General features: G+C 64.0%; 21 protein-coding genes. 10 read left to right on the forward strand and 11 right to left on the reverse strand.

Features of this window, described 5'->3' with window-relative positions; all coding sequences use genetic code 11:
* Positions 1-29: 29 nt before the first annotated feature.
* Complete coding sequence (locus ACY8GK_RS08825) at positions 30-737, reverse strand: MlaA family lipoprotein (protein ID WP_196180110.1); 708 nt, start codon at positions 735-737, stop codon at positions 30-32.
* A gap of 185 nt (positions 738-922) precedes the next feature.
* Between ACY8GK_RS08825 and ACY8GK_RS08830 the strand changes: the two genes are divergently transcribed.
* Both ACY8GK_RS08830 and ACY8GK_RS08835 read left to right on the forward strand, forming a co-directional pair.
* On the forward strand, positions 923-1,486 hold the full coding sequence (locus ACY8GK_RS08830; protein WP_196180111.1) for a phosphonoacetaldehyde phosphonohydrolase-related protein: 564 nt from the start codon (positions 923-925) through the stop codon (positions 1,484-1,486).
* Between the two features lie 124 nt (positions 1,487-1,610).
* Positions 1,611-1,874 carry a DUF4404 family protein gene (locus ACY8GK_RS08835; protein ID WP_196180112.1) on the forward strand — a complete coding sequence of 88 codons (264 nt, stop codon included), beginning with the start codon at positions 1,611-1,613 and terminating at the stop codon, positions 1,872-1,874.
* Positions 1,875-1,987: 113 nt separating this feature from the next.
* On the opposite strand, the gene queF is transcribed toward ACY8GK_RS08835, so the two are convergent.
* Positions 1,988-2,818: an NADPH-dependent 7-cyano-7-deazaguanine reductase QueF gene (gene queF, locus ACY8GK_RS08840; RefSeq protein WP_462402842.1), complete on the reverse strand. Its 831-nt coding sequence runs from the start codon at positions 2,816-2,818 to the stop codon at positions 1,988-1,990.
* 68 nt (positions 2,819-2,886) lie between these two features.
* Complete coding sequence (locus tag ACY8GK_RS08845) at positions 2,887-3,375, reverse strand: cupredoxin domain-containing protein (protein ID WP_462402843.1); 489 nt, start codon at positions 3,373-3,375, stop codon at positions 2,887-2,889.
* Positions 3,376-3,532: 157 nt separating this feature from the next.
* Between ACY8GK_RS08845 and ACY8GK_RS08850 the strand changes: the two genes are divergently transcribed.
* The gene (locus ACY8GK_RS08850; protein ID WP_196180115.1) at positions 3,533-4,213 is read left to right on the forward strand and encodes a heavy metal response regulator transcription factor; all 681 of its coding nucleotides are present in this window, start codon (positions 3,533-3,535) and stop codon (positions 4,211-4,213) included.
* On the forward strand, positions 4,213-5,568 hold the full coding sequence (locus tag ACY8GK_RS08855; RefSeq protein WP_462402844.1) for a heavy metal sensor histidine kinase: 1,356 nt from the start codon (positions 4,213-4,215) through the stop codon (positions 5,566-5,568). The genes ACY8GK_RS08850 and ACY8GK_RS08855 overlap by 1 nt, the downstream gene beginning before the upstream one ends.
* 40 nt (positions 5,569-5,608) lie before the next feature.
* Here the strand turns inward: ACY8GK_RS08855 and ACY8GK_RS08860 are convergent, their stop codons facing one another.
* Genes ACY8GK_RS08860 through ACY8GK_RS08870 form a run of 3 tightly spaced genes read right to left on the reverse strand, consistent with a single transcriptional unit; the run spans position 5,609 to position 8,855 of the window.
* On the reverse strand, positions 5,609-6,853 hold the full coding sequence (locus ACY8GK_RS08860) for a lipoprotein-releasing ABC transporter permease subunit (protein WP_462402845.1): 1,245 nt from the start codon (positions 6,851-6,853) through the stop codon (positions 5,609-5,611).
* A gap of 60 nt (positions 6,854-6,913) precedes the next feature.
* On the reverse strand, positions 6,914-7,597 hold the full coding sequence (lolD, locus tag ACY8GK_RS08865) for a lipoprotein-releasing ABC transporter ATP-binding protein LolD (RefSeq protein ID WP_196180119.1): 684 nt from the start codon (positions 7,595-7,597) through the stop codon (positions 6,914-6,916).
* Between the two features lie 7 nt (positions 7,598-7,604).
* A complete protein-coding gene (locus ACY8GK_RS08870; protein ID WP_196180120.1) occupies positions 7,605-8,855 on the reverse strand; it encodes a lipoprotein-releasing ABC transporter permease subunit in 1,251 nt (416 codons plus the stop codon).
* Between the two features lie 93 nt (positions 8,856-8,948).
* Here ACY8GK_RS08870 and ACY8GK_RS08875 point away from each other — a divergent pair, with 93 nt between their 5' ends.
* Together ACY8GK_RS08875 and ACY8GK_RS08880 are read left to right on the forward strand one after the other, a co-directional pair.
* Entirely contained in the window at positions 8,949-9,551 is a 603-nt protein-coding gene (locus tag ACY8GK_RS08875) for a PilZ domain-containing protein (RefSeq protein WP_196180121.1), read from the forward strand.
* 15 nt (positions 9,552-9,566) lie between these two features.
* Positions 9,567-10,289: a glycerophosphodiester phosphodiesterase gene (locus ACY8GK_RS08880; RefSeq protein WP_196180122.1), complete on the forward strand. Its 723-nt coding sequence runs from the start codon at positions 9,567-9,569 to the stop codon at positions 10,287-10,289.
* Between the two features lie 42 nt (positions 10,290-10,331).
* Here the strand turns inward: ACY8GK_RS08880 and sthA are convergent, their stop codons facing one another.
* Together sthA and ACY8GK_RS08890 are read right to left on the reverse strand one after the other, a co-directional pair.
* On the reverse strand, positions 10,332-11,726 hold the full coding sequence (sthA, locus tag ACY8GK_RS08885) for a Si-specific NAD(P)(+) transhydrogenase (RefSeq protein WP_196180123.1): 1,395 nt from the start codon (positions 11,724-11,726) through the stop codon (positions 10,332-10,334).
* Between the two features lie 379 nt (positions 11,727-12,105).
* Positions 12,106-13,569, reverse strand: coding sequence for a glyceraldehyde-3-phosphate dehydrogenase (locus ACY8GK_RS08890; RefSeq protein ID WP_196180124.1), 1,464 nt, complete (start codon positions 13,567-13,569; stop codon positions 12,106-12,108).
* A gap of 334 nt (positions 13,570-13,903) precedes the next feature.
* Between ACY8GK_RS08890 and mfd the strand changes: the two genes are divergently transcribed.
* From mfd to ACY8GK_RS08905, 3 genes are read left to right on the forward strand one after another with little or no spacing between them, the layout of a single operon-like run.
* Entirely contained in the window at positions 13,904-17,353 is a 3,450-nt protein-coding gene (gene mfd, locus ACY8GK_RS08895; RefSeq protein ID WP_196180125.1) for a transcription-repair coupling factor, read from the forward strand.
* Between the two features lie 10 nt (positions 17,354-17,363).
* Entirely contained in the window at positions 17,364-17,936 is a 573-nt protein-coding gene (locus tag ACY8GK_RS08900; protein ID WP_462402846.1) for a CsiV family protein, read from the forward strand.
* Between the two features lies 1 nt (position 17,937).
* Complete coding sequence (locus ACY8GK_RS08905) at positions 17,938-21,264, forward strand: DEAD/DEAH box helicase (RefSeq protein WP_462402847.1); 3,327 nt, start codon at positions 17,938-17,940, stop codon at positions 21,262-21,264.
* A 70-nt stretch (positions 21,265-21,334) separates the two neighbouring features.
* On the opposite strand, the gene ACY8GK_RS08910 is transcribed toward ACY8GK_RS08905, so the two are convergent.
* Entirely contained in the window at positions 21,335-22,060 is a 726-nt protein-coding gene (locus tag ACY8GK_RS08910) for a dienelactone hydrolase family protein (protein ID WP_462402848.1), read from the reverse strand.
* 79 nt (positions 22,061-22,139) lie between these two features.
* Positions 22,140-24,047 (reverse strand): molecular chaperone HtpG, encoded by a 1,908-nt coding sequence (gene htpG, locus ACY8GK_RS08915; RefSeq protein ID WP_196180130.1) that lies wholly within the window; start codon positions 24,045-24,047, stop codon positions 22,140-22,142.
* A 390-nt stretch (positions 24,048-24,437) separates the two neighbouring features.
* Here htpG and ACY8GK_RS08920 point away from each other — a divergent pair, with 390 nt between their 5' ends.
* Positions 24,438-24,710, forward strand: coding sequence for a hypothetical protein (locus ACY8GK_RS08920; protein WP_196180132.1), 273 nt, complete (start codon positions 24,438-24,440; stop codon positions 24,708-24,710).
* Between the two features lie 60 nt (positions 24,711-24,770).
* Here ACY8GK_RS08920 and ACY8GK_RS08925 read toward each other — a convergent pair whose 3' ends face one another.
* Positions 24,771-25,529 (reverse strand): DUF599 domain-containing protein, encoded by a 759-nt coding sequence (locus ACY8GK_RS08925; protein WP_196180133.1) that lies wholly within the window; start codon positions 25,527-25,529, stop codon positions 24,771-24,773.
* Positions 25,530-25,627: the final 98 nt, after the last annotated feature.

The raw sequence follows: 25,627 nt of genomic DNA on the forward strand, positions 1-25,627 counted from the left end.
CGAAGGCTGCCTCGGCAGGCTGGCGCTTTCTAGAAGTCGTCCTCCACTTCGCCATCCTTGACGCGAAACTCGCGATTCTGCAGGTAGGCATTGCGGATGAAGACGTATTTGTCACCGCTGATGAGCTTTTCCGCCGACAGCAGGTCGGCGCGGGTATCGATGATGTCCAGCGCGAAGATGGAATTGCGGGTCGGCACATGGTCCAGGTAACGGTACGGCCGCGTATAGGTATCGGGATACCTGGACACTGCATCGCGCACGGTACTTGGGCCGAGGAACGGGATGACCACGTACGGGCCGCTGCCAACGCCCCAGTAACCGAGGGTCTGGCCGAAATCCTCGTCGTTGCGCTGCAACCCCATGCGAGTGCCGACGTCGAAGAACCCGCCCAGCCCGAAGGTGGTATTGACGATCAGGCGCGCGGTATCCACCCCCGCCGCATGGGGCTTGAGCTGAAGAACGTCATTGGCCAGGTTGCCGACATCGCCCAGGTTCCTGAACACGTTGTGGATGCCCTCTTCCAGGAACTGTGGAGTCACCGCCTGGTAGCCTTTGGCCAACGGCTTGAGGGCATAGGTATCAAGCACGTCATTGAACTTGAAGATCGGGCGATTGACGGCCTCCCAAGGATCTTCCTCGGTGGCCGCCTGACTCGCTGCCAGGGGCATCAACGTTAGGCTGGCACAGAAGAAGGCCTGGGTGATTCGTTCGATCACACCGGCGCCGATCGCGCGCATAGATAACTCTCCATCGAATCTCAGGGTGATATGCGCCAAGGCGCACTGCGGATTGGGCGTCAGTATAAAGACTGCGGTTGCGATAAACAGTTTTACCTGTTTGCCAGCAAGCTGTCCTGCGCGGTATCTGTCATCCAACGGTAACGATCACCGGCTAGCCTCCAGATTATTTCAGGGACGTTTCCATGCCGGATGCGACCAACCTCACCGCGGTGCTGTTCGGCCTGCGCGGCTGCCTGGTCCGGCCCCACGACGGCGAACCCTCGCTCGCCCCCGGTGCATTGGACAGCCTTGGCGCGCTTCACCGCCAGCAGGTGCCGTGCATCTGGATCGACGAACTGGACAGCGCCGAGGCCGCGCGGCTGGCCGCCATGCTTCCGGACTGGTTGCCCGGACAAGCCTTGCAGGCGCCTTCCTGGCCTGCCCCCGATGCCTGCTGGCAGGCGCTGATGAGCCTAGGCAGCCCGCGCCTGGAGGGCTGCGTGCTGGTCAGCGGCGAGCCACGCCAGCTGCTGTCGGGGCTCAACGCGGGGCTCTGGACGGTCGGCCTGGCCACTTGCAGTCCCGCCTGCGACCTTGCCAGCCTGGGCTGGCAGTCGATGAGCCAGCAGGACCGTGACTTGCTGCGCAGCAAGGCCACCCTGGCACTGTTCGACCTTGGCGTGCATTCGGTCATCGACCACCTGGAAGACCTCGACACCTGCCTGGCTGACATCAGCCGACGCCGCCAAAAAGGCGAAAAGCCCTGAAACAGTCATGCCGATTGCGCTCGGGCAGAGCCACGCAGGGTGAATTACGCTTTCAAGGCAGGCGAGAACCTTTGCCGCTCGGCCGAGGTCCATGCCTGTGCCTATTCACTGAGGGAGAACACCCATGCCTGCCCGCGAACTTCAAGAGCAACTCGATAGCCTGCGCGAGCAACTGGAGAAGAACCCACCGCTTTCGCTGGAGGAACGCGACCACCTGCATGCCCTCATGCAGCAGATCGAGGCCCAGCTGAAACTGGAGGAGGCCACCCAGGACAACAACCTCGCCGATGGGGTCAACCTGGCGGTCGAGCGCTTCGAGGCCGCCCATCCGGACCTTACCGCCACCCTGCGCAATATCGCCACCCATCTCCATAGCATGGGCATCTGAAGCCAGCGCCTGGCCGATGCCGGGCGCTGTGCCATGTCGCCACGAACAGCACGGTCAGCCGAGCCTGACCAACCGTCCGTGCCAGCTGTCAGGCAGCGCGGGCCCGCCTGCGCTCACTGGCGAACCAGGCGCACGTTGCCCAGCGCGATCGGCCCGGTGCTGCGATACGGATTGATGTCCAGCCCGCCACGACGCACGTACCGGGCGTACACGGTAAGGTGCTGCGGGTCCAGCAATCGCTGGAGATCGAGGAAGATGCGTTCCACGCATTGTTCATGGAAGTCCGCATGCTGGCGGAAGCTGACCAGGTAGGCCAGCAGGCTGGCCGGCTCCAGGGCGCTGCCTCGATACTCGACCACCACGCTTCCCCAGTCCGGCTGGCCGGTCACTGGGCAATTGGACTTGAGCAAGTGGCTGTGCCAGGTCTCTGCCACCTGACGCGCCGGGTCGCAACGCAACAGTTCGGGACGCGGCCGGGCATAATCGCTGACACTGATCTCCAGGTCGTCGATGCACCGACCCGGCAGGCCGGTCACGCCCTGGGCCTCGACCTGCTCCAGGCTGCGCACCTGCACGGCCACCGGCTTGCCGGCGACGGCCGACAGGTCTCGCTCCAGACAGGCCCGCACCGCATCGGTGGATTCGAATACGGTCTGGTTCAGCGAATTGAGGTACAACTTGAACGACTTCGACTCGATGATGTTCGGCGAATCCGCTGCGATGGCGAACTCACCGATGGCCACGACCGGCTTGCCCGATGGCAACAGCCAGGACAGCTCGAAGCAGTTCCAGTAGTCCACGCCCTGCCATGGCAAGGCCTCGGCGCTGACCCCGAGCTCGGCCCACTTGGCCGCGCGCGGAATGGGAAACAACAGGGAAGGCGTATAGGTAGCGACGTATTCGCTGGTCTTGCCAAGCGGCGAATCTTCTACAGCGCGATGCATGGAGTCTGTTCCGTGAAACGTGAAATGACGTCATTCTACCGACTTTGCCTGTCCGCTTGGGGGCGACATTACTCGATGGTCAACGGACCGACCATGCCGGCCTGGTAGTGCCCTGGCACGTTGCAGGCGAATTCGATCGGCGCCCCAGCCTTGAATGTCCAGGCGAGCTCTGCGCGCTGGCCGGGCATGACCAGCACGCTGTTGGGGTGGTCATGGACATGCGCGGCATGCTGATGCTCGCCGTGCCCCGTGGCGCCACCCTGAACCGACATGGGCATGGCCAGCATCTGTTTCTGATGCTCGGCATGCATGGCCTTGTCCCCCAGGTTGAATTCATGGGGCAGGCGGCCCTGGTTGATCACCACGAAGCGCACCGTCTCGCCCGCCTTGACGCGCAGGCTTTTCGGCTCGAAGGCAATGTCCTCGAGCACGACCTGGACGGTACGGTCGGCCTTCGCCGCATCGGCTGGCTCACCGAAGGCGAAGGCCTGCGTGGCGCCAGCCTGAGACGACAAAGTGCTCAACGCCAGCAGGGCAACGATCGAAAGGTGCTTCATGTAGGACGGCTCCAATGGACGCGTGGATTGGAGCAACAGCCTAGCCACCTGGGCCTGCCAGTACGCTGACGGCTGGATTACATCTTTGTCAGCTTGGGTCTGCCGGGGCGCCCTGGCGTATGATGACGCGGCCCATTCCCGGATATCGTGTAGAACCATGAAGCTGCTGATCGTCGAAGACCAGGCCAGAACCGGCCAGTACCTGCGCCAAGGACTGAGCGAAGCAGGCTTCGCCAGCGAGCTTGTCGACGACGGGCACGCTGGCCTGCAACGGGCCCTGAGCGGCGAACACGACCTGCTGATTCTGGATGTCATGCTGCCCGGTCGCGATGGCTGGCAGATCCTCCAGGCCGTGCGCCAGGCGGGCCTGCCCATGCCGGTTCTGTTCCTGACCGCGCGTGATGCCATCGAGGACCGTGTGCGAGGCCTGGAACTGGGCGCCGATGATTACCTGGTCAAGCCATTCGCCTTCGCCGAGTTGCTGGCACGCGTGCGGACCTTGCTCAGGCGCGGCAGCCAACCGTCCCAGGAAACCAGCCTCGGCCTGCGCGACCTGCGCCTTGACCTGGTGCGTCGGCGTGCCGAGCGCGCCGGCCAGCGTATCGACCTGACTGCCAGGGAATTCGCCTTGCTCGAGCTGCTGCTGCGACGTCAGGGCGAGGTACTGCCCAAGTCGCTGATCGCCTCGCAGGTCTGGGACATGAACTTCGACAGCGATACCAACATCATCGAAGTGGCGATCCGCCGCCTGCGGGCGAAGATCGACGACCCCCATCCCGACAAGCTGATCCACACGGTACGTGGCATGGGCTACGTGCTCGAAGAGCGCCAGGCCTGATGCACCGCGTCTCGCTCGGCACGCGTCTGGCCATGCTGTTCGCCGCTTGCAGCGCCGTGGTATCGCTGCTGGCAGGCATCCTGTTCAGCAGCGCCAGTGAACGGCACTTCATCGAACTGGACCAGCAGTTGCTTCAGCCCCGCCTGGCATCGCTGCGCAACCTGCTCGCCATGCTCGACACCGAAGACGATCTGGCCCAGCACCTGGCGAGCCTGCGCGAAGCGCTTGGCCATCAGGCCGAGCTTGCCCTGCGCATACGTGCAGCCAATGGCAGCATATGGTTCGACAGCCGGGACGGCTTGCCAGGCGCCCTGGAGCCGCTGGGGCTGACCAGCGTGCATGCCGACGGCGTCGACTACCGAGTCCTGGCTGCCCGCCTGCGCGATGACCAGCCTCGCTCACCGCAGCTGGCGCTGTTCCTCGACATCACCCATCACCAGCATTTTCTGCAACACATGCAGCGGTTGATCTGGTTGACGGTCGGCCTGTCGGCGCTGGCCACCGCCCTGCTCGGGGCCTGGGCCGTACGCCGCGGCCTGCGACCGCTGCGCCAGATGAGTCGAATCACCGCGAACGTTTCGGCCCGCTCGCTGACCACGCGCCTGCCGGTGACACAAATGCCCGAGGAGCTGGCCCACCTGGGCGAAACGCTCAATGCCATGCTCGAACGCCTGGAGGAAGCCTTCCAGCGTCTTTCGGCCTTTTCCGCCGATATCGCCCACGAGCTGCGCACACCGCTGTCGAACCTGCTTACCCACACTCAGGTCACGCTCACGCGCACACGCAACCTGGAAGAGTACCGGGAAGCGTTGCACGACAACCTCGAGGAGCTCCAGTGGATGGCCCAGCTGGTGAACGACATGCTTTACCTGGCCAAGGCCGATCACGGCTTGCTGACCCCGAGCCGCCAGAAATTGACGCTGCATGACGAGCTCGATGCGCTGCTGGAATACCATGCCTTGCTCGCCGAAGACAGAGGCATCACCTTGGCACGAAACGGTCAGGCCTGGTTGCACGGTGACCGGCACATGCTGCGCCGGGCCTTTTCCAATTTGCTGGACAATGCCTTGCGCTTCACCCCGCCCGCCGGAACGGTCCGGGTCAGTTGCGATACCAGTGCGCAGCGCGTGCGCATCGTCATTGCCAATACCGGACCTGCCATCGAACCCAGCCTGCTGCCCCGCCTGTTCGACCGTTTCTTGCGCGCCGACCCGGCACGCCGGGAAGGTCGAAGCGAGCACGCCGGCCTGGGCCTTGCGATCACTCGCTCGATCATCCAGGCCCACGCTGGAACCATCACCGCCGAATGTGACGCAGGCTGGACCTGCTTCGTGATCGAGTTGCCGGTGCCCTGAGCCGGAGCACCACGAGGCGCCCCGGCTGCCGGGACAGGGTTCACTCGTAGCGCAAGGCGTAGGCCGGCTCTACCTGCGAGGCGCGATAGGCCGGGTAGATCGTCGCCAGGAAGCTCATCACCAGCCCGGCCGTGCAGATCAGGCCGACATCGCCCCATTGCAGCTCCGATGGCAGGCTGCTGATGAAATACACGTCGGAGGTGAAGATATGCTGGCCGCTGATGCGCTCCAGCCAGCCGACGATCTGGCTGACATTGAGCGCGGCGATCACGCCCAGCACGCCACCGAGCAACGTGCCCACCACGCCGATCAGGCTGCCCTGGACCATGAAGGTGCCCATGATCTGCGCCGGGGTGGCGCCGATGGTACGCAGGATGGCGATATCGGCGCCCTTGTCGTTCACCACCATCACCAGGGTAGCGATGATGTTGAAGGCCGCGACGGCGATGATCATCAGCAGCAACAGCCCGATCATGGTCTTCTCCATCTTCATCGCGCTGAACAGGCTGCCCTGGGTGTGCGACCAGTCATCGGCGCGATAGCCGTCGCCGAGCGCGGCGGCGATGGCCTTGGAGACCTGCGGCGCGGCATACAGGTCATGCAGCTTCAGCCGTACGCCCTGCACCTGGCCCGGCGCCCAGCGCTGCATCTGGCCGGCATCGGCGACATGCACATAGGCTTGCGAACCGTCCAGCTCGGCCCCGACCTTGAAGATCCCGACCACCGTGAGCCGCTGCATGCGCGGGGTGATGCCGCCGGGGGCACTGCTGATCTCGGGCACGATCAAGGTCAGCTTGTCGCCACTGTCGAGGCCAAAGCGCTTGGCGGTCAGCTCGCCCAGCACCACGCCGTATTCCCCTGGCCGCAGCGCCTGCAGGTCACCCCGGACGATGTGCTGGCCGACGATGGACACCTTGCCCTCCTGCGCCGGGTCGATGCCGCTGACCTGGATCGGCTGCATGCCACCCTTGTAGGAAAGCATGCCCTCCATTTCGGTCAGCGGCGCGGCGGCCACGACCGCCGGGTTGCGCATGGCGGCCTCGGCGACGCCGCGCCAGTCATCCAGAGGCTGCACGCCCAGGATGCTGGCGTGCGGCACGAGGCCAAGGATGCGTGAACTCATCTCGCGCTGGAAGCCGTTCATCACCGACAACACCACGATCATCGCCAGCACGCCCAGGGACAGGCCGATCATCGAAGTCATCGAGATGAACGAGATGAAGTGATTGCGGCGCTTGGCACGGGTGTAGCGAGCACCGATGAACAAGGGCAAGGGTCTGAACATGTGAGGGAACATCCAATGGAAAATAGGAACGGGGCAGCACGCCTGCCCCGTGCGATCGATTCAGATCGGCACCAGCTGGCCATCTTCCAGGCGCAGCACACGGTCCATCTGGCGCGCCAGGCTCAAGTCGTGGGTCACCACCAGGAACGCCGTGCGCGAAGCGCCCGAGAGCTCGCGCATCAGCTCCTGGATACCTTGCGCCGTATGATGGTCGAGGTTGCCGGTGGGCTCGTCGAGCATCACCAGGCCAGGCCGGTTGACCAGGGCGCGCGCGATGGCCACGCGCTGGCGTTCGCCACCTGACAGCTCGGCCGGCTTGTGGTTGAGCCGGTGCCCCAGCCCGACCCGCTCGAGCAAGGCGCAGGCCCGCTCGCGAGCCTCGGGAATCGCCGTGCGGCCGATCAGCAACGGCATGCACACGTTCTCCAGGGCGGTGAACTCCGGCAGCAAGTGGTGGAACTGGTAGACGAAGCCCAGCGCCCGGTTGCGCAACAGCCCCCGGGCCCGCTCGCCAAGGGCCGACAGCTCTTCGCCGGCGAGCCAGACGCTGCCCTCGGTCGGGGTGTCCAGCCCCCCCAGCAGGTTGAGCAAGGTACTCTTGCCCGATCCGGAGCTACCGACGATCGCGACCCGTTCTCCAGGGTGCAGCTCCAATTGCAGGCCCGACAGCACCTGCACCGATTCCGGCCCCTCCTCGTAGGACTTGCCCAGGTTGCGGCAGCTCAGTACGGCTTTTTCACTCATGCGCGACTCACTCATAACGTAGCGCCTCCGCCGGCTGGGTGCGCGCCGCGCGCCAGGCCGGATACAAGGTGGCGAGGAAACTCAGGACCAATGCCGCGCCGCAGACCATCCATACGTCTCGGGCGAGGATCTGCGAAGGCAGGTAGTCGATGAAATACACGTCGGCATTGAGGAACTTGTGCCCGATCAGCTTCTCCAGCCCGGCGATGGCGGCACTCACGTTGAGCGCCGCGAGAATGCCGAGCGCGGCCCCGGCCAAGGTTCCAAGCACCCCGATGACCGTGCCCTGGACCATGAAGATGGCCATGATCTGCCGCGGCGTGGCGCCAAGGGTGCGCAAGATCGCGATATCGCCTTTCTTGTCGTTGACCACCATGACCAGGGTCGAAATGATGTTGAAGGCCGCCACGGCCACGATCAGCAGCAACAGCAGCCCGATCATCGCCTTCTCCATGCGGATGGCCTGGTACAGGTTGCCATGGGTACGGGTCCAGTCGCGGGCATAGAATTCCTGTTCGCCCAGGCGCTGGGCGATGTCCCAGGCCACGCGTGGCGCCTGGAACAGGTCGTCGAACTTCAGGCGCAAGCCCTGCACCTGGTCGGCTTTCCAGCGATGCAGGCGCGACAGGTCCGACAGGTTGGTCAGCCCCAGGTAGCCATCGATCTCGCCGGCACCGACATGGAAGATGCCGACCACCGTGAAACGCTTCATGCGCGGGAACATCCCGGCCGGAGTGATACTGACCTCCGGCGCCACGAAGGTGAGCTTGTCGCCGACCCCCACGCCCAGCTTGGCCGCGGCCTTGTCACCGATCATGATGCCCCAGCTGCCAGGTGCCAGCTGGTCCAGGCGCCCCTGGCGGACGAAGTCGTCGATGATCGACACCTCGCGCTCGCGGGCCGGCTCGATGCCATTGAGCAGAACCTTCTGCACCTTGCCGTCATGGGTCAGCAGGCCCTGCATCTGGGTAAACGGCGCAACCGCCTGCACCTGGGGATTGCGCCTGGCTTTCTCGGCCAGGGCGGGCCAGTCATCGATCGGCTGGCCAGTTTCCAGGGTGGCGTGAGGCACCATGCCCAGCACGCGGGTGCGCATCTCGTGATCGAAGCCGTTCATGACCGAGAGCACCACGATCATCACCACCACGCCCAGGGCGAGGCCGATCATCGAAGTCAGGGAAATGAACGAGACGAAATGGTTGCGACGCTTGGCACGGGTGTAGCGCGTACCGATGAATACGAAAAGAGGTCTGAACATGTCGGGGCTTGTTCGGATGAAAGGGAACGTCCTTGTGGCGAGGCGCCTGCGGCGGCTTTACACTCGGACCACCGCCGCCAGCATGGGTTCGCCATGACGACTACAGACGAAGAAGATCGCCGCGAATACTACCGTATCGAGGACTCGATCGCACTGCAAATCAGTCCCCTGGCCGACCAGGATGCCGATGCTTGCGCGAGCGCTCGGGGCGCCTGGCCGCTGTTCGATCTGCTGGGCGAAGTGCATGTGGCCGAATTCGAGTCACAGCACCTGCTGCGCCAGCTTGGCGACAGGGATCGGACCCTGGCTGCCTTGCTGCGGGCGCAGAACAGGCGCATCGATCTGCTCGGCGCCGTGGTCGCCCGGACCTTGTTCGGCGAGATTGGCGAGCCGCAGCGCGTCACGCTGTCCGAAGGCGGCATCGAGTTCGTGCAGGACGCTCCCCTCGAACCTGGCACTGGCGTGGCGACCAGGATGATGCTCATGCCCCAGGGCCTTGGGCTATTGTTGCGCGGCCGGGTGGCAGGCTGCCGGCCACGGGCCCGGGGCGGCCACGACATCGCTGTCGAGTTCGTCGAAATCACCGATGCCCAGCGCCAGCTACTGGCCCGGCATGTACTGCAGCGCCAGCAGCAGCAACGACGCCAGGCCTTGCAAAGGCATTCTCCTGACGCTGGCCAAGCTCCCTTTTCTTGACCTTAAGGAACGAACGTGACCTTGATCTATGGCCACCGCGGCGCCAAGGGCGAAGCCCCCGAAAACACCCTCAACAGCTTCCGGCAATGCCTGTCCCACGGCGTGACCCGCTGCGAGCTGGACCTGCACCTGTCCGCCGACAACGAGCTGATGGTGATCCACGACCCGACGCTCAAGCGCACCACGGGTCGGCGTGGCAAGGTGGCCGAGCACAGCGCCGCCGAACTGGCCACCTACGACGCGCGCCGCGGCGGTCCCCAATGGCTGCAGCCCTGCCCCATCCCGCGCCTCGAGGAACTGTTCGAACAATGCCCCTTCGAGCACTGGCAGCTGGAGGTCAAGAGCGCATCGCGCACACGCGCCGCCAGTACCGTGCTGGCGATTCGCGAACTGGCCGCGCGCCATGGCTTGCTCGACAAGGTGACCATCACCTCCAGTTCCCGCGAGGTGCTGGGCGCGGCGCTGGAACTGGTGCCTGACGTCGCCCGCGGCCTGGTCGCCGAATATGCCTGGCTCGACCCGCTGAAGGTCGCGCAGAACTATCGCTGCGAGCTGCTGGCGCTGAACTGGACGCTATGCACGCCCGAGCGCCTGCTCAAGGCGCAGGGGCTGGGGCTGCATGTATCGGTGTGGACGGTCAACGAGCCGGCGCTGATGCGCCGGCTCGCCGACTTTGGCGTGGACAGCCTGATCACAGACTTTCCCGGTTTGGCCAGGACCACCCTTGGAAAAGACTGAAACCATTGCCTCCGACCGGCTCAGGCCGCCGGTCGGAGCCGCTCAAAAAAGCCGGTTCAGCCCGTCGTAGGCAGCCACCCGGTAGGCTTCGGCCATGGTCGGGTAGTTGAAGGTGGTGTTGACGAAGTACTTGAGCGTATTGCGCTCGCCAGGCTGGTCCATGATCGCCTGGCCGATGTGCACGATCTCCGAAGCCTGGTAGCCGAAGCAGTGGACACCGAGGATCTGCAGCGTCTCGCGATGGAACAGGATCTTCAGCATGCCTTGCGGCTCGCCGGCGATCTGGGCACGCGCCATGCTCTTGAAGAAGGCTTTGCCCACCTCGTACGGCACCTTGGCCTGGGTCAGCTCCTGCTCGTTCTTGCCGATCGAGCTGATCTCCGGAATGGTATAGATACCGGTCGGCACGTCATCGACGAAACGCCAGCTACCGTTGTCGACGATGCTGCCGGCTGCCGACCGTCCCTGGTCATGGGCGGCGCTCGCCAGGCTTGGCCAGCCGATCACGTCGCCGGCGCCGTAGACGTTCGGCACGACCGTGCGGTAGTTCTCGTCGACCTCGATCTGGCCACGGCTGTTGACCTTGATGCCGATGTTCTCCAGCCCCAGCTTGTCGGTATTGCCGGTCCGGCCGTTGCACCACAGCAGCGCGTCGGCCTTGATCTTCTTGCCCGACTTCAGGTGCAGGATGACGCCATTGTCCAGGCCCTCGACCCGCTCGTACTCCTCGTTGTGGCGCACGGTGATGTTGTTGTTGCTGAAATGGTAGCTCAGCGCTTGGGAGATCTCCGAGTCGAGGAAGCTCAGCAGCTGGCTGCGGTTGTCCACCAGCTCGATCAACACGCCAAGACCGCTGAAGATCGAGGCATATTCGCAACCGATGACTCCGGCACCGTAGACGATCAGCTTGCGCGGCGTGTGGCCGAGGCTGAGGATGGTGTCGCTGTCATAGATGCGCGGATGGTTGAAGTCGATATCGGCCGGACGGTAGGGGCGCGAGCCGGTGGCGATGATGATGTGCTTGGCCACCAGCTTCTCGACCACGCCGTTGGGGCAGACGACTTCGACGGTCTGCTCGTCGGCGAAGCTGCCGGTGCCGAAGAAGACGTCGACGCGATTGCGCGCATAGTAGCTGGTGCGCGAGGCGACCTGCTTGGCGATCACCGTCTCGGCGCTCTTGAGCACGTCCGGGAAAGAGAACCAGCGAGGCTCGCCGATGGCCCGGAACATCGGGTTGGTGTTGAACTGCATGATCTGCCGTACCGAGTGACGCAGCGCCTTGGACGGGATGGTGCCCAGGTGGGTGCAGTTGCCCCCGACCTGACGGCGACTGTCGACCATCGCGACCTTGCGCCCTGCCTTGGCGGCATTCATCGCCGCGCCTTCACCGGCCGGGCCGGACCCTAGCACCACCACGTCGTAGTTGTAGACAGCCATGCGTACTCCTTCAGAACTGGCCCGCGGGCCACGACGGCCGCGGGACGCGATCACGGCGCCAGGCGCCATGAAAAAATTTCGGGTGCAGTCTAATCAAGACTGGACGCCGCGCACATTAACCCTTGGTCGCGTCGTAGGCTATTTCTGCCTGCACTACATGATATTGCCGAGCCAGCAGCTGGTGGCCGGGCAAAGGCTGAAGGCCGCGCGGTCTTGGCAGGGTGATTGTGCCAGCGCTTTGGAGCGGCCTCGGGCTTGGGCAAGCGACAAGCGCCCAGGCCGCACGAGATACGAACCAGGCAACCCGCGCCGGCAGAAATCACCTGCCGCACAAACAGGACGGGAGCCCATCGGCTCCCGTCCTTCGCTCAGTCAGCACTCAGCGTGGGAACGCCGGCGGGTTGACCCCGGCCATGTCTTCCATCACTCGCACGACCTGGCAGCTGTAGCCGAACTCGTTGTCGTACCAGACATACAGCACGACGCGGTTGTCGTTGCAGATGGTGGCTTCGGCATCGACCACGCCAGCATAGCGCGAGCCGACGAAGTCGGTGGAGACGACTTCCTGGGAGCTGACATAGTCGATCTGCTTGTGCAGTTCCGAGTGCATGGCCGTCTGGCGCAGGTACTCGTTGATCTCCTCGCGGCTGGTGGCTTTCTCCAGGTTGAGGTTGAGAATGGCCATGGAGACGTTCGGCGTCGGCACGCGGATCGCGTTGCCGGTCAGCTTGCCCTTGAGCACCGGCAGCGCCTTGGCGGCGGCGGTGGCGGCGCCGGTCTCGGTGATGACCATGTTCAACGGCGCGGCGCGACCGCGACGGCTGCCCTTGTGGAAGTTGTCGATCAGGTTCTGGTCGTTGGTGAACGAGTGAACGGTCTCGACGTGGCCATTGACGATGCCGTACTGATCGTTGACGGCCTTGAGCACCGGCACGATGGCGTTGGTGGTGCAGGAGGCGGCAGAGACGATCTTGTCGTCGGCGGTGATCTCGCCGTGGTTGATGCCATGCACGATGTTCTTCAGCGCTCCCTTGCCAGGCGCGGTGAGGATCACGCGGGCGACACCCGGGCACTTGAGGTGCTGGCCCAGGCCCTCGGCATCACGCCACTTGCCGGTGTTGTCCACCAGCAGGGCGTTCTCGATGCCGTACTGGGTGTAGTCCACCGTGGACGGATCGTTGGAATAGATCACCTGGATCAGGTTGCCATTGGCGGTGATGGTGTTGTTGGCTTCGTCGACGACGATGGTGCCATCGAACGGACCATGCACCGAGTCGCGACGCAGCAGGCTGGCACGCTTGGCCAGGTCGTTGTCGGCGCCTTTACGCACGACGATGGCGCGCAGGCGCAGGCCGTCGCCACCACCGGTCTTCTCGATCAAGATGCGCGCCAGCAGGCGACCGATACGGCCGAAGCCGTACAGCACCACGTCGGTGCCCTTGCTCGCGCCAGCATTCTGCTGCCCGACGATTTCGGCCAGCTCTTCCCGCACGAACTGCTCGGCGCTGCGGCCATTGCCCTGCTGCTTGAACTTGTTGGCCAGCTTGCCCAGGTCGACCGAAGCGGCGCCCAGCTTCAGCTCGCTCATGGCCTTGAGCAATGGGAATGTCTCGTGCACCGACAACTCGGCCTCGTCGCTCTGGCGGTGACGGGCAAAACGGTGGGCCTTGAGGATCGAGATCACCGAGCGGTTGATCAGGCTGCGGCCATAGATCGAGCTCACCACATTGTTATTGCGGTAGAGCTGACCGATTAGCGGGATCATCGCTTCAGCCAGGGCTTCACGATCGATCCATTCACCAAGACACTGGTCGGGCTTCTGAGTCACGGGAACCTTCCACATGTAGGGACAGAAAAAAGGGGCTACATTATGACGCTCCGCGCTGCCTTGGGCAATCCGTGCCTTTTCAGCCTTCCGACCGGCATCTGACGGTGCTGCGAGTATCAGTGTCGCAGTGGACCTCTGCCCCTATGGCGTGCTGCACTTCATGCAGACACTCATCGAGGGCGCTGCAAGCCCGGCCAACGCCCACCGCGTGGGCGTGGCCGCCGCCGGGCCTGCAAATCTCCACCGGCGGTGCTGGAAGGGCGGTATCGGGACGCCTGCCCCGCCTGACAGCAGGCCGTAGGCCCGTTACAATCGACCTCTTTGCCGAATGCTTGGAGCCCGATAGCCCGTGTCAGTTCTGCGCCTACCGCATCTGTCGGCCACGGCCGGCAAACAAACCTGGGGCAACCTGCCCGGAGCCGCCCTGAGCCTGGCCATCGCCGAGGCCGCCAGCAGTGCCGGGCGCTTCACCCTGCTGCTGACTGCCGACAGCCAGGGCGCCGACCGTCTCGAGCAGGAGCTGCGTTTCTTCGCGCCAGAGTTGCCGGTGCTGCCGTTCCCGGATTGGGAAACCCTGCCCTACGACCTCTTCTCGCCGCACCAGGACATCATTTCCCAACGTATCGCCAGTCTCTACCGCCTGCCAGAACTGCAACACGGGATCCTGGTGGTGCCGATCACCACGGCCTTGCACCGACTGGCGCCGACCCGCTTCCTGCTGGGCAGCAGCCTGGCGCTGGATATCGGCCAGAAGATCGATGTGGAGCAGATGCGCACGCGCCTGGAGGCCAGCGGCTATCGCTGCGTGGACACGGTCTACGAGCATGGCGAGTTCGCCGTGCGCGGCGCGCTGATCGACCTGTTCCCGATGGGCAGCAAGCTGCCATACCGGATCGACCTGTTCGATGACGAGATCGAGACGCTGCGCACCTTCGACCCGGAAACCCAGCGCTCGATCGACAAGGTCGATTCGGTACGGCTGCTGCCGGCCCGCGAATTCCCGTTGCAGAAAGAAGCGGTGACACGCTTCAAGGCACGCTTTCGCGAGCGCTTCGACGTGGATTTCCGCCGCAGCGCGATCTTCCAGGACCTCGCCAGCGGCATCATTCCGGCCGGCATCGAGTACTACCTGCCGTTGTTCTTCGAGGAAACCTCGACCCTCTTCGACTACCTGCCGAGCGATACCCAGGTGTTCTCGCTGCCGGGCGTCGAGCAGGCAGCCGAACATTTCTGGAACGATGTACGCGGGCGCTACGAGGACCGTCGTGGCGACCTGACCCGCCCGCTGCTGCCACCGGCCGAGCTGTTCCTGCCGGTCGAGGACTGCTTCGCGCGCCTCAAGCAGTGGCCAAGGGTGGTGGTCGGCTCCGACGATATCGAAGCCGGTGGCGGGCGCGAGCGTTTCCCTGCCCGAGCCTTGCCGAACCTGGCCATCGAGGCCAAGGCCAATCAGCCGCTGGCCGAGCTTTCCGGCTTCCTCGACCGGTTCCCTGGCCGGGTCCTGTTCACCGCCGAATCGGCGGGGCGGCGCGAAGTGCTGCTGGAGTTGCTCGAACGGCTCAAGCTGCGACCGCAAACGGTCGAAGGCTGGGTCGACTTCGTCACCGGAAACGAGCGCCTGGCGATCACCATCGCGCCGCTGGACGACGGCTTGCTGCTGGACGATCCGGCCATCGCCCTGATAGCCGAAAGCCCGCTGTTCGGCCAGCGCGTGATGCAGCGCCGACGTCGCGAAAAACGCGGCGAAGCGGCCAACGACGCGGTGATCAAGAACCTGACCGAGTTGCGCGAAGGCGCGCCGGTGGTGCACATCGACCATGGCGTCGGGCGCTACCTGGGGCTGGCCACCCTGGAGATCGACAACCAGGCGGCCGAATTCCTTACCCTGGAGTATGCCGAAGGGGCCAAGCTCTACGTACCCGTGGCCAACCTGCACCTGATCGCCCGCTATACCGGCAGCGACGATGCCTTGGCACCGCTGCACCGGCTCGGTTCCGAGGCCTGGCAGAAGGCCAAGCGCAAGGCCGCCGAACAGGTTCGCGACGTGGCAGCCGAGCTGCTCGACATCTATGCCCGTCGGGCGGCGCGCAAAGGTCATGCCTTCGCCGACCCGGCCGCCGACTATGCCACCTTCAGCGCCGGCTTCCCGTTCGAGGAAACCCCCGATCAGCAGAGCGCCATCGAGGCGGTGCGCCAGGACATGCTGGCCGGCAAGCCCATGGACCGCCTGGTCTGCGGCGACGTCGGCTTCGGCAAGACCGAAGTGGCCATGCGCGCGGCGTTCATCGCCGTGCACAGCGGCCGCCAGGTCGCCGTCCTGGTGCCTACCACCCTGCTCGCCCAGCAGCACTACAACAGCTTCCGCGACCGCTTCGCCGACTGGCCGGTGACCGTCGAGGTCATGAGCCGCTTCAAGTCCGCCAAGGAAGTCTCCGCCGCAGCGGCCAGCCTGGCCGAGGGCAAGATCGACATCCTCATCGGAACCCACAAGCTGTTGCAGGAAGACGTCAAGTTCAAGGACCTGGGCCTGGTCATCATCGACGAGGAGCATCGCTTCGGCGTACGCCAGAAGGAGCAGCTCAAGGCCCTGCGCAGCGAGGTGGACATCCTCACCCTGACCGCCACGCCGATTCCGCGCACACTGAACATGGCCGTGTCCGGCATGCGCGACCTGTCGATCATCGCCACGCCACCGGCGCGGCGCCTGTCGGTGCGCACCTTCGTCATGGAGCAGAACAAGAGCACGGTCAAGGAAGCGCTGTTGCGCGAGCTGTTGCGCGGGGGCCAGGTGTACTACCTGCACAACGATGTGAAGAGCATCGAGAAGTGCGCCGCCGAGCTGGCCGAACTGGTCCCTGAGGCCCGTATCGGCATTGGCCATGGCCAGATGCGCGAACGCGAGCTGGAACAGGTCATGAGCGACTTCTACCACAAGCGCTTCAACGTGCTGGTGGCCTCGACCATCATCGAGACCGGCATCGACGTGCCCAGTGCCAACACCATCGTCATCGAACGCGCAGACAAGTTCGGCCTCGCCCAGCTGCACCAGCTGCGTGGCCGAGTAGGACGCAGCCACCACCAGGCCTACGCCTACCTGCTCACCCCACCGCGCCGGCAGATCAGCAGCGATGCGGAAAAGCGCCTGGAGGCGATCGCCAACACTCAGGACCTGGGCGCCGGCTTCGTCCTGGCCACCAACGACCTGGAAATCCGCGGCGCGGGCGAGCTGCTCGGCGAAGGCCAGAGCGGGCAGATCCAGGCCGTGGGCTTCACCTTGTACATGGAAATGCTCGAACGCGCCGTCAAGGCCATACGCAAGGGCACCCAGCCGAACCTCGAACAGCCGCTGGGCGGTGGTCCGGAAATCAACCTGCGCCTGGCCGCGCTGATTCCCGAAGACTACCTGCCCGACGTGCATGCCCGGCTGATCCTCTACAAGCGCATCGCCTCGGCGGCCGATGAGGAAGGGCTCAAGGATCTGCAGGTGGAAATGATCGACCGCTTCGGCCTGCTGCCGGAACCGACCAAGAACCTGATCCGCCTGACATTGCTCAAGCTGCAGGCCGAGAAGCTTGGCATCAGGAAGGTCGATGCCGGGCCCAATGGCGGCAAGATCGAATTCGAAGCCGAGACGCCAGTAGACCCGCTCACGCTCATCAAGCTGATCCAGGGCCAGCCCAAGCGCTACAAGTTCGAGGGTGCCACGCAGTTCCGCTTCATGGTCCCCATGGAGCGTCCGGAAGAGCGCTTCAATACCCTCGAAGCGCTGTTCGAGCGCTTGACTCCACAGCCTGCCTGAAGGAACGGCCATGCGTACCCTGCGAAACCTGATCCCGCTGTTGGCGTTGTACATGCCTGCCGCCCTCGCCGAGGGCCTGTACAAGGTAGAAATGATCCTGCTGCACCAGAATAGCGTGCCAGCCGTCACCACCCGCATCGCTGCGGAAAACTGGAGTGATGGTGCACGGCGCCTGGCCGAGGCTGACCTGCTGCCGACCACGCTCGACGACCAGGCCGAGCGCCTGCGGGCCGCTTCCGACTACACCGTGCTGCTGCACCAGGCCTGGCAGCAGCCAGCCGGCAGCGAACCGGTCGCCGTCGCCCTGGTCGCTGGCGAGCAACAGTTCGGCCGCTTCCCGATCGAAGGCACCCTAGCCCTGTCCAGACAGCGATTCATCGCCGTGCAGGCCAGTTTTCGCGTCAACCAGCTCGACGGCAATGGCGGCGTGCTGCAAAGCGAGGCCTACCGTCAGCAAAACAGCACGATCAAGGCCAACCAGCTGACCTTCCTCGACGGCGGCCACCTGGCGCTGCTGCTCAAGATAGCCCCGGTCGGCACGCGTACGACGTCCATGCCGTCGCCGGTCCTGCTGGAGCAATGACGTGAACCATAGCGGTGCAGCGTTCTTCATACGGGAATTCGACGACTGGTTCCGCTGCTTCGACCGGCGCAGCCTCGAGCGTGGCAAGGCTTATGCCGCGGCAGGCAAGGCCAGGATCCTCGGGCTCGATGACACGCTCGTCGAAGGGGAATGCACAGGCTCGCAAGGCCAGCGATACAAGCAGTCGATCAGCGTGTTCCTCAACAAGGACGCCATGGAGATCGAGGGCACCTGCAGCTGCCCGGTCGGGCTCGACTGCAAGCACTGCGCCGCCGTCCTGTTCCACCTTCGTGCCAGCGAGACTCAGCTGCCCGAACCGGGAACCGCCTCGCCCCATCTTTCCCCGGAGCTGACCCAGTGGGTGGCGGCCCTGGAGAACCCGGTCGTCGAAACCACCGTTCAGACCAAGCGGGAGGGGCGCGGCCTGTTCTACCGAGTGGGCATCGAGGACGGCCATTGCTACCTGCGGGTCTACAAGGGCACCCGCTCGGGCAATGGCGATCTTGAGCTCGACCGCCCGAGTTCGCTGCTCGACCTGATTTACTACCCGCCGCGCTACGTCACCGAGACCGACAAGCGCGTGTTGCGCCTGATTCAAGCCCATGCCGGCAATCACGACCTGTCCGGCAGCGTGCTGCTCGAAGGCAGCGGCGGCGCCCAGCTGCTCGAACACGTGCTGGGCTGCGGGCGCCTGCTATCGGACCGCGATGATGTCGAGCTCGAGCCGGGGCCGGAACGCCAGGCCGAGTTTCGCTGGGTGCGTCAGGACGATGGCAGCTATCGCGGTGCCTGGTATGCCCAAGAGCATCCCATCGACCAGGTACTGCCGCTGGCACCGCTGTACTACGTCGATACTGCGCGCCACATGTTAGGCAAGCTGCGCCATGAACTTGATCCGTTCATCGCCAGCCAGCTCGCCAAGGCACCCCAGGTCCCCGAACACCTCATCGTGCCACTGAGCCTGCGCCTGAGCGCGCTGAACCGGCAGGTACCGACGCCGACCACGGTACGCACCGAGCAGCTCGACCAGTTGATGCCCCGGCCGCGCCTGACCTTGGGTAGCGTGGAGTTCAGTGCCTACTCGCCAAAGGTCGGACGCATGCAACGACAACTGCAGCATCGTGCCGCGCTTTCGTTCGACTACGACGGCATGCGCGCCGTCGGCACCGACGACAAGCCCTTGTCACGCTTCAAGGGCGAGATCAGCCAGCAGATCAAGCGCCAGCCAGCCGCCGAACAGGCGTTTCGCAAGGCTCTCAAGAGCCTTGGCTTCAAGGCCGCGACCCGGCAGAGCAAGGCATTGCCTGACGGGGCCGGAGAGATGCTGCAACTGCCCGACGACGCGGCCTGGCTGCACTTCGTCAGGGAGGGACTGCCCGAGTTGCGCCATGCCGGCTGGAACATCGAAGTGCAGCGCGACTTCGCCTTCGACCTGCACGAGGTGCAGGACTGGTATGCGGCAGTCGACGAAGCGCAGGGCCGGGAATGGTTCGACCTGGAGCTGGGCATCGTGGTCGAGGGCCAGCGTCACAGCCTGTTACCCATCTTGCTGCACCTGCTGCGTAGCGATTCGGAACTGCTGCGTCCCAGCGAACTGGCACGCCGCGCCGACGATGAGCATTTGCTGATCGACCTCAATGGCGCGCGGCACGACAACAGCCCGGCCCTGCGCGTAGCCCTGCCCTATGGGCGTGTCAAGGCGGTCCTGGGCACGCTCGCCGGTCTCTATTTCGACGACGCCATGCAAGGCCCGGCGCTGCGCCTGGACCGCGCCGACGCCAGCAGGCTCGACCCGATCGACGACCTGCCGTTGCAATGGCAAGGCGGCGAGCAGGTGCGCTCGCTGGCCAGGCGCCTGCGCGACGCCCGCGAACGGGTGGTCCAGCCGCCAGCAGGCCTGCGCGCTCAGCTGCGTCCGTACCAGCTCGAGGGCCTGAGCTGGCTGCAGACGCTGCGCGAACTGGAGGTAGGCGGCATCCTCGGTGACGACATGGGCCTGGGCAAGACCCTGCAGACCTTGGCGCACCTGCTATGCGAAAAGGAAGCCGGACGACTGGAACATCCGGCGCTGGTGGTCATGCCAACCAGCCTGGTACCGAACTGGCTCGACGAAGCCCAACGCTTCACCCCCCAGTTGCGCGTCGTCGCCCTACAGGGAGCCGGTCGTCTCAAGTACTTCGACAGCCTGCACGACTACGACCTGGTTCTGACCACCTATGCTCTGCTATCCCGTGACCTGGAGCGCTACCACACACGTACCTGGCACGTGCTGGTCCTCGACGAAGCGCAGAACATCAAGAACCCTCGCAGCAAGACCGCCCTCGCCGTACGCCAGCTGCAGGCCCGCCAACGCCTGTGCCTGACCGGCACGCCCATGGAAAACAACCTTGGCGAACTCTGGGCGATCTTCCATTTCCTGATGCCTGGCTGGCTGGGTGACAGCAAGCGCTTCAACCAGGACTACCGCACGCCGATCGAGCGGCATGGGGACACCACTCGCCTGGCCCACCTGGTCGCGCGGATCCGCCCGTTCCTGCTACGCCGGACCAAGGAACAGGTGGCCCGCGAGCTACCGCCCAAGACCGAGATCGTGCATTGGGTGGACTTGAGCGACGCGCAGCGCGACACCTATGAAACCGTGCGCGTGGCCATGGACAGGAAGGTCCGGGACGAGGTCGCCCGCAAAGGCACGGCGCGCAGCCAGATCATCATTCTCGAAGCCTTGCTCAAGCTGCGCCAGGTCTGCTGCGACCTGCGCCTGGTCAAAGGGCTCGAGGAGCACCCCGGGCAGACCGACAAGGGCAAGCTTGGCAGCCTGCTGGAGATGCTCGACGAGTTGCTCAGCGAAGACCGCCGCGTGCTGCTGTTTTCCCAGTTCACCTCGATGCTTGCGTTGATCGCGGTCGAGCTGGACAAGCGCAAGGTCCGCTATAGCCTGCTGACCGGCGACACGCGCGACCGGCGGACGCCGGTGCAAGCGTTCCAGGAAGGCGACAGCCAGGTGTTCCTGATCAGCCTGAAGGCCGGTGGCACGGGCCTGAACCTCACGGCGGCCGATACGGTGATCCATTTCGATCCATGGTGGAACCCGGCCAGCGAAAACCAGGCTACCGACCGTGCCTATCGCATCGGCCAGGACAAGCCTGTGTTCGTCTACAAGTTGATTACCCGCGGCACGGTGGAAGAAAAGATCCAGCAGCTGCAGCAGGAAAAGGCGGCGCTTGCCGCCGGTTTGCTGGAAGGTGGCGAGGCCGGCCAATGGCGGCTGGGCGACGAGGAAATCGACGCCCTGTTCGCGCCGCTGCCTGGCAAGCAGGCCGGACGCTGAGGGGCTCGTCTCGTTCGCGCGAGGACTGACCTGGCCCGCATGGGATCAGGTCAGTTCACGCCTCGGGGCGTCAGCCGGCGAACACCTCATCCAGCAGGTTGTACATCGAGCGGAATGCACGTTGCGAGGTGCGCCGGTCATACTGGGTCTTGCCCGGAACGTTGGCTGCCGGATCGGTGAACGAATGCACCGCGCCACCGTAGCTGAGCAGCTGCCAGTCGACCTTCGCAGCGCTCATCTCCTGCTCGAAGGCTGGCAGCTGCTCCTTCGGCACCAGCGGGTCGGCCGCACCATGCAGTACCAGCACCGATCCCTTGATCTTGCGTGCGTCGGTGGGGTCAGGCGTATCCAGGGTACCGTGGAAGGACACTGCTGCCTTGAGGTCGGCACCAGAGCGCGCCAGTTCCAGCGCACAGCAGCCACCGAAGCAGAAACCGAATGCGGCGACCTTGCCTGGCGCCAGCAATGCCTTCGACTGGCCTAGCAGCTGGGCCAAGGCCGCCTCCATGCGCTTGCGCAGTTCGGCACGATCGTTTTTCAACGGCATCATCGCCGCCCCGGCTTCGTCGGCATTGGCTGGACGCACCGATTTGCCGTAGAGGTCGGCGATCAGCACCACGTAGCCCTGGTCGGCCACTTCCCGGGCAATGCGCTCGGCGCCTTCGCCAATGCCCATCCAGTTCGGCGCCATGACCAGCGCGGGCTTGGGCTGCGCGCCTGGCGCATGCACCAGGCGACTTTCATAAGCCTTGCCCGCAATGTGGTAATGCAACGACTCGACGATTACCTTGCTCATCAGTTCCTCCCGCAGACATGAAAAAGCCTGCCCGGGCGGCATGCTGCTCGCCGCCCGGGCAGGCTCCTGGTTCACTCACTCAAGCAGACAGTTCGACCAGCAACTTGTTCAGGCGACGCACGTAGGCGGCCGGATCCTTCAGGCTGTCGCCAGCGGCCAGGGCAGCCTGATCGAAAAGGATATGCGACAGTTCGGCAAAACGGTCCTCGCTCTGCTCGTTGTCGAGCTTTTCGATCAGCGGATGAGTCGGGTTGAATTCGAAGATCGGCTTGGACTCGGGAACCTTCTGTCCACTGGCTTCCAGAATCTGCCGCATCTGCAGGCCAAGGTCCTGCTCGCCAATGGCCAGGATCGCCGGCGAGTCGGTCAGACGGTGCGAGACGCGCACTTCGGCCACGCTGTCACCCAACGCGGTCTTGAGGCGCTCGACCAGCCCTTCCTTGTCCTTGGCGATTTCTTCCTGAGCCTTCTTGTCTTCCTCGGAGTCCAGCTGACCCAGGTCCAGGTCACCACGGGCGATGTCGACGAACGACTTGCCTTCGAACTCGGTCAGGTAGCTCATCAGCCACTCGTCGATACGATCGGTCAGCAGCAGGACCTCGATGCCTTTCTTGCGGAAGACCTCCAGGTGCGGGCTGTTCTTGACCTGCGCGAAGGACTCGCCGGTGAGGTAGTAGATCTTGTCCTGGCCTTCCTTGGCACGCGCCAGGTAGTCGGCCAGGGCGACGGTCTGCTCGCCGCTGTCGTCCTGGGTCGAGGCAAAGCGCAACAGCCCGGCGATCTTTTCCTTGTTGGCGAAGTCTTCCGCCGGGCCTTCCTTGAGAACCTGGCCAAAATGCTTCCAGAAGCCCTTGTATTTCTCCGGGTCGTTCTTGGCCAGCTTCTCCAGCATGTCCAGCACGCGCTTGGTCAGTGCCGACTTCATCGAATCGATGATCGGATCCTTCTGCAGGATCTCGCGCGAGACGTTCAGCGACAGGTCGTTGGAGTCGACCACGCCCTTGATGAAACGCAGGTACAGCGGCAGGAAGGACTCGGCCTGGTCCATGATGAAGACACGCTGAACGTACAGCTTCAGGCCACGTGGCGCTTCACGCTGGTAGAGGTCGAACGGTGCGCGAGCCGGCACGTAGAGCAGCGAGTTGTACTCCAGCTTGCCCTCGACCTTGTTGTGGCTCCAGGCCAGCGGATTTTCGAAGTCGTGACCGATGTGCTTGTAGAACTCCTGGTATTCCTCGTCCTTGATTTCGGTACGCGGACGGGTCCACAGGGCACTGGCGCGGTTGACGGTTTCCCATTCCTGGGCCGGCTGCTCCTCGCCTTCGGCAGCTGCGGCCTGCTCCTTGGGCAGCTCGATCGGCAAGGCGATGTGATCGGAGTACTTCTTGATGACGTTGCGCAGGCGCCAGCCGTCGGCGAACTCTTCCTCGCCTTTCTTCAAGTGCAGCACGATACGGGTGCCGCGCTCCGGCTTGTCGAGGTTGGCGATCTCGAACTCGCCCTCGCCTCTGGACGACCAATGCACGCCTTCGGCAGCCGGCAAGCCAGCGCGGCGGCTGTAGACATCGACCTTGTCGGCGACGATGAAGGCCGAATAGAAGCCCACGCCGAACTGGCCGATCAGGTGCGAGTCCTTCTTCTGGTCACCGGTGAGGTTCTTCATGAAGTCGGCGGTGCCGGACTTGGCGATGGTGCCCAGGTGCTTGATGATCTCTTCGCGGCTCATGCCGATGCCATTGTCATCGAGCGTGACGGTACCGGCCTGCTTGTCGAAGCTCACACGAATGCGCAGCTCGGTATCGCCTTCGAGCAGCTCAGGCTTGGCGAGCGCTTCGAAGCGCAGCTTGTCCGCAGCGTCGGAGGCGTTGGAAATCAGTTCACGCAGGAAGATTTCCTTGTTCGAGTACAAGGAATGGATCATGAGGTGCAGCAGCTGCTTTACCTCGGTCTGGAAGCCCAGGGTTTCTTTTTGAGTATCCACACTCATGGTCTTCAAACTCCGATCAATGGCAGTTGGCGCCGCAAGCCCGGCCGTACCCTGGCCTGCTTCAGTGGCGGGATGACTTGCAGATGGGGGCAGGCGCTTGCTTTTCAAGTGCTTGCGCACACTACCGAGGTGGAAAAGCGCCAAGTGGCTGCCCGGCCTGCCGCGTTCGGCTACGCCCTGGCAGTCCGACTCGCGAGCCTGACCGGGCGCACCGTAGCCACGATGCATGCAGTGGGTGCATGGAACATCGACAGGCGCATATCGAACGTTGCAAAACCGGGAAAAAGTTCAAGTGCAATTGGCAGTTGTCTATCTGCATCCATTGTGGAACTAATTTCGCGAGCCTGAACTCGAAGGAACAACTCACTTATTCCACAAGGAGAAACACCCATGCGTAAACCTTTTGCTTTTGCTCTGATGCTGGCTGCTGCCATGGGCCTGGCTGCTTGCGATAAAGCGAGCGAAGACAAGGCGCAAGATGCACAGGAACACCGCGAACAAGCCCAGGAGAACATGAACGACGCGCAGGACAAGGTGAACGACGCCGCCGAGGAAAACGCCGAAGCCGCCAAGGATCAGGCCGAAGCCAACCGCGAGGCCGCCAAGGAAGCCGCTCCCAACAGCACCGCGCCGGTTACCGCTCCCGAGCCTGCTCGCCAGTAACGTCACTGCGCGCTGGGAAAAACCCGACATCGTCGGGTTTTTTTATGCCTGGATTACCAACTAAACCGATTCAGTCGAAGACGGCGCAAGGGTCTTTGGTTGTTCCAGCACAGTATTATCGGTCGGCGTATAGACCATTACGGCCAGTACATCCGAATGAAACTCACGGCGATAAAGAATCAGCACGACCGCCATGCTCATGAGCATGAACAGCCAGGGTGTGATGAACCAGCTCAACATGACCATGCCGAAATAATAGGAGCGCAGCCCGAAATTGAACTGGTTGGCCGCCATCGACAGTACACGTGCCGCCCGCGCGGCGAACGCCTTGCGCTCCGGCTCGTTGACCTGCCGCTCGCCGATCATCGGCGCCGAGCCCACCAGGACAGCGGCGAAATTGTACTGACGCATGCACCAGCTGAAGGTGAAGAACGCATAGACGAACACCGTGGCCAGGCACAGCAGCTTGATTTCCGACATGCCCTGTGTCGCGGGCTGGACCAGTGGCAGGTCCGCCAGCAGGGACAAGGCGCGGTCCGAGGCGCCGAGCACGGTGAGGATGCCGGCCAGGATGATCAAGGTGCTGGAAGCGAAGAACGATGCATTGCGCTCGAGGTTACCGATGACGCTGGCATCGGCGATGCGGTTGTCACGCAGCAGCATGCGTCGCATCCAGTCTTCCCGGTACAGGTGCATCACGCTGGCCAGGCACGCCGTGTCACGTGCCCTCCAGCTGGCATAGCGGGTGTATCCGGCCCAACAGATGACGAACCAGATGGCCGCCAGCAGATCGCTCAGGTTATGGTGCAGGTAATCCATGCGGTTTTCCATACGTCAGCTATAGAACGATATAGACCGGCATTCGATGCAAGCGGCTCGCAAAAGACACGCACTGCCACAAAAAACCCCGCGGCCAA

Source organism: Pseudomonas sp. Marseille-QA0332, from assembly GCF_054950175.1.

What these genes read in the sequence shown, in the direction of transcription:
- ACY8GK_RS08825 (WP_196180110.1), bottom strand. Translation starts at nt 737, where the DNA reads ATGCGCGCGATCGGCGCCGGTGTGATCGAACGAATCACCCAGGCCTTC.
- htpG (WP_196180130.1), bottom strand. Translation starts at nt 24,047, where the DNA reads ATGAGTGTGGATACTCAAAAAGAAACCCTGGGCTTCCAGACCGAGGTA.
- lolD (WP_196180119.1), bottom strand. Translation starts at nt 7,597, where the DNA reads ATGAGTGAAAAAGCCGTACTGAGCTGCCGCAACCTGGGCAAGTCCTAC.
- ACY8GK_RS08910 (WP_462402848.1), bottom strand. Translation starts at nt 22,060, where the DNA reads ATGAGCAAGGTAATCGTCGAGTCGTTGCATTACCACATTGCGGGCAAG.
- ACY8GK_RS08835 (WP_196180112.1), top strand. Translation starts at nt 1,611, where the DNA reads ATGCCTGCCCGCGAACTTCAAGAGCAACTCGATAGCCTGCGCGAGCAA.
- ACY8GK_RS08890 (WP_196180124.1), bottom strand. Translation starts at nt 13,569, where the DNA reads ATGTGGAAGGTTCCCGTGACTCAGAAGCCCGACCAGTGTCTTGGTGAA.
- ACY8GK_RS08855 (WP_462402844.1), top strand. Translation starts at nt 4,213, where the DNA reads ATGCACCGCGTCTCGCTCGGCACGCGTCTGGCCATGCTGTTCGCCGCT.
- ACY8GK_RS08830 (WP_196180111.1), top strand. Translation starts at nt 923, where the DNA reads ATGCCGGATGCGACCAACCTCACCGCGGTGCTGTTCGGCCTGCGCGGC.
- ACY8GK_RS08875 (WP_196180121.1), top strand. Translation starts at nt 8,949, where the DNA reads ATGACGACTACAGACGAAGAAGATCGCCGCGAATACTACCGTATCGAG.
- ACY8GK_RS08870 (WP_196180120.1), bottom strand. Translation starts at nt 8,855, where the DNA reads ATGTTCAGACCTCTTTTCGTATTCATCGGTACGCGCTACACCCGTGCC.
- ACY8GK_RS08920 (WP_196180132.1), top strand. Translation starts at nt 24,438, where the DNA reads ATGCGTAAACCTTTTGCTTTTGCTCTGATGCTGGCTGCTGCCATGGGC.
- sthA (WP_196180123.1), bottom strand. Translation starts at nt 11,726, where the DNA reads ATGGCTGTCTACAACTACGACGTGGTGGTGCTAGGGTCCGGCCCGGCC.
- queF (WP_462402842.1), bottom strand. Translation starts at nt 2,818, where the DNA reads ATGCATCGCGCTGTAGAAGATTCGCCGCTTGGCAAGACCAGCGAATAC.
- ACY8GK_RS08925 (WP_196180133.1), bottom strand. Translation starts at nt 25,529, where the DNA reads ATGGATTACCTGCACCATAACCTGAGCGATCTGCTGGCGGCCATCTGG.
- ACY8GK_RS08860 (WP_462402845.1), bottom strand. Translation starts at nt 6,853, where the DNA reads ATGTTCAGACCCTTGCCCTTGTTCATCGGTGCTCGCTACACCCGTGCC.
- ACY8GK_RS08845 (WP_462402843.1), bottom strand. Translation starts at nt 3,375, where the DNA reads ATGAAGCACCTTTCGATCGTTGCCCTGCTGGCGTTGAGCACTTTGTCG.
- ACY8GK_RS08900 (WP_462402846.1), top strand. Translation starts at nt 17,364, where the DNA reads ATGCGTACCCTGCGAAACCTGATCCCGCTGTTGGCGTTGTACATGCCT.
- ACY8GK_RS08850 (WP_196180115.1), top strand. Translation starts at nt 3,533, where the DNA reads ATGAAGCTGCTGATCGTCGAAGACCAGGCCAGAACCGGCCAGTACCTG.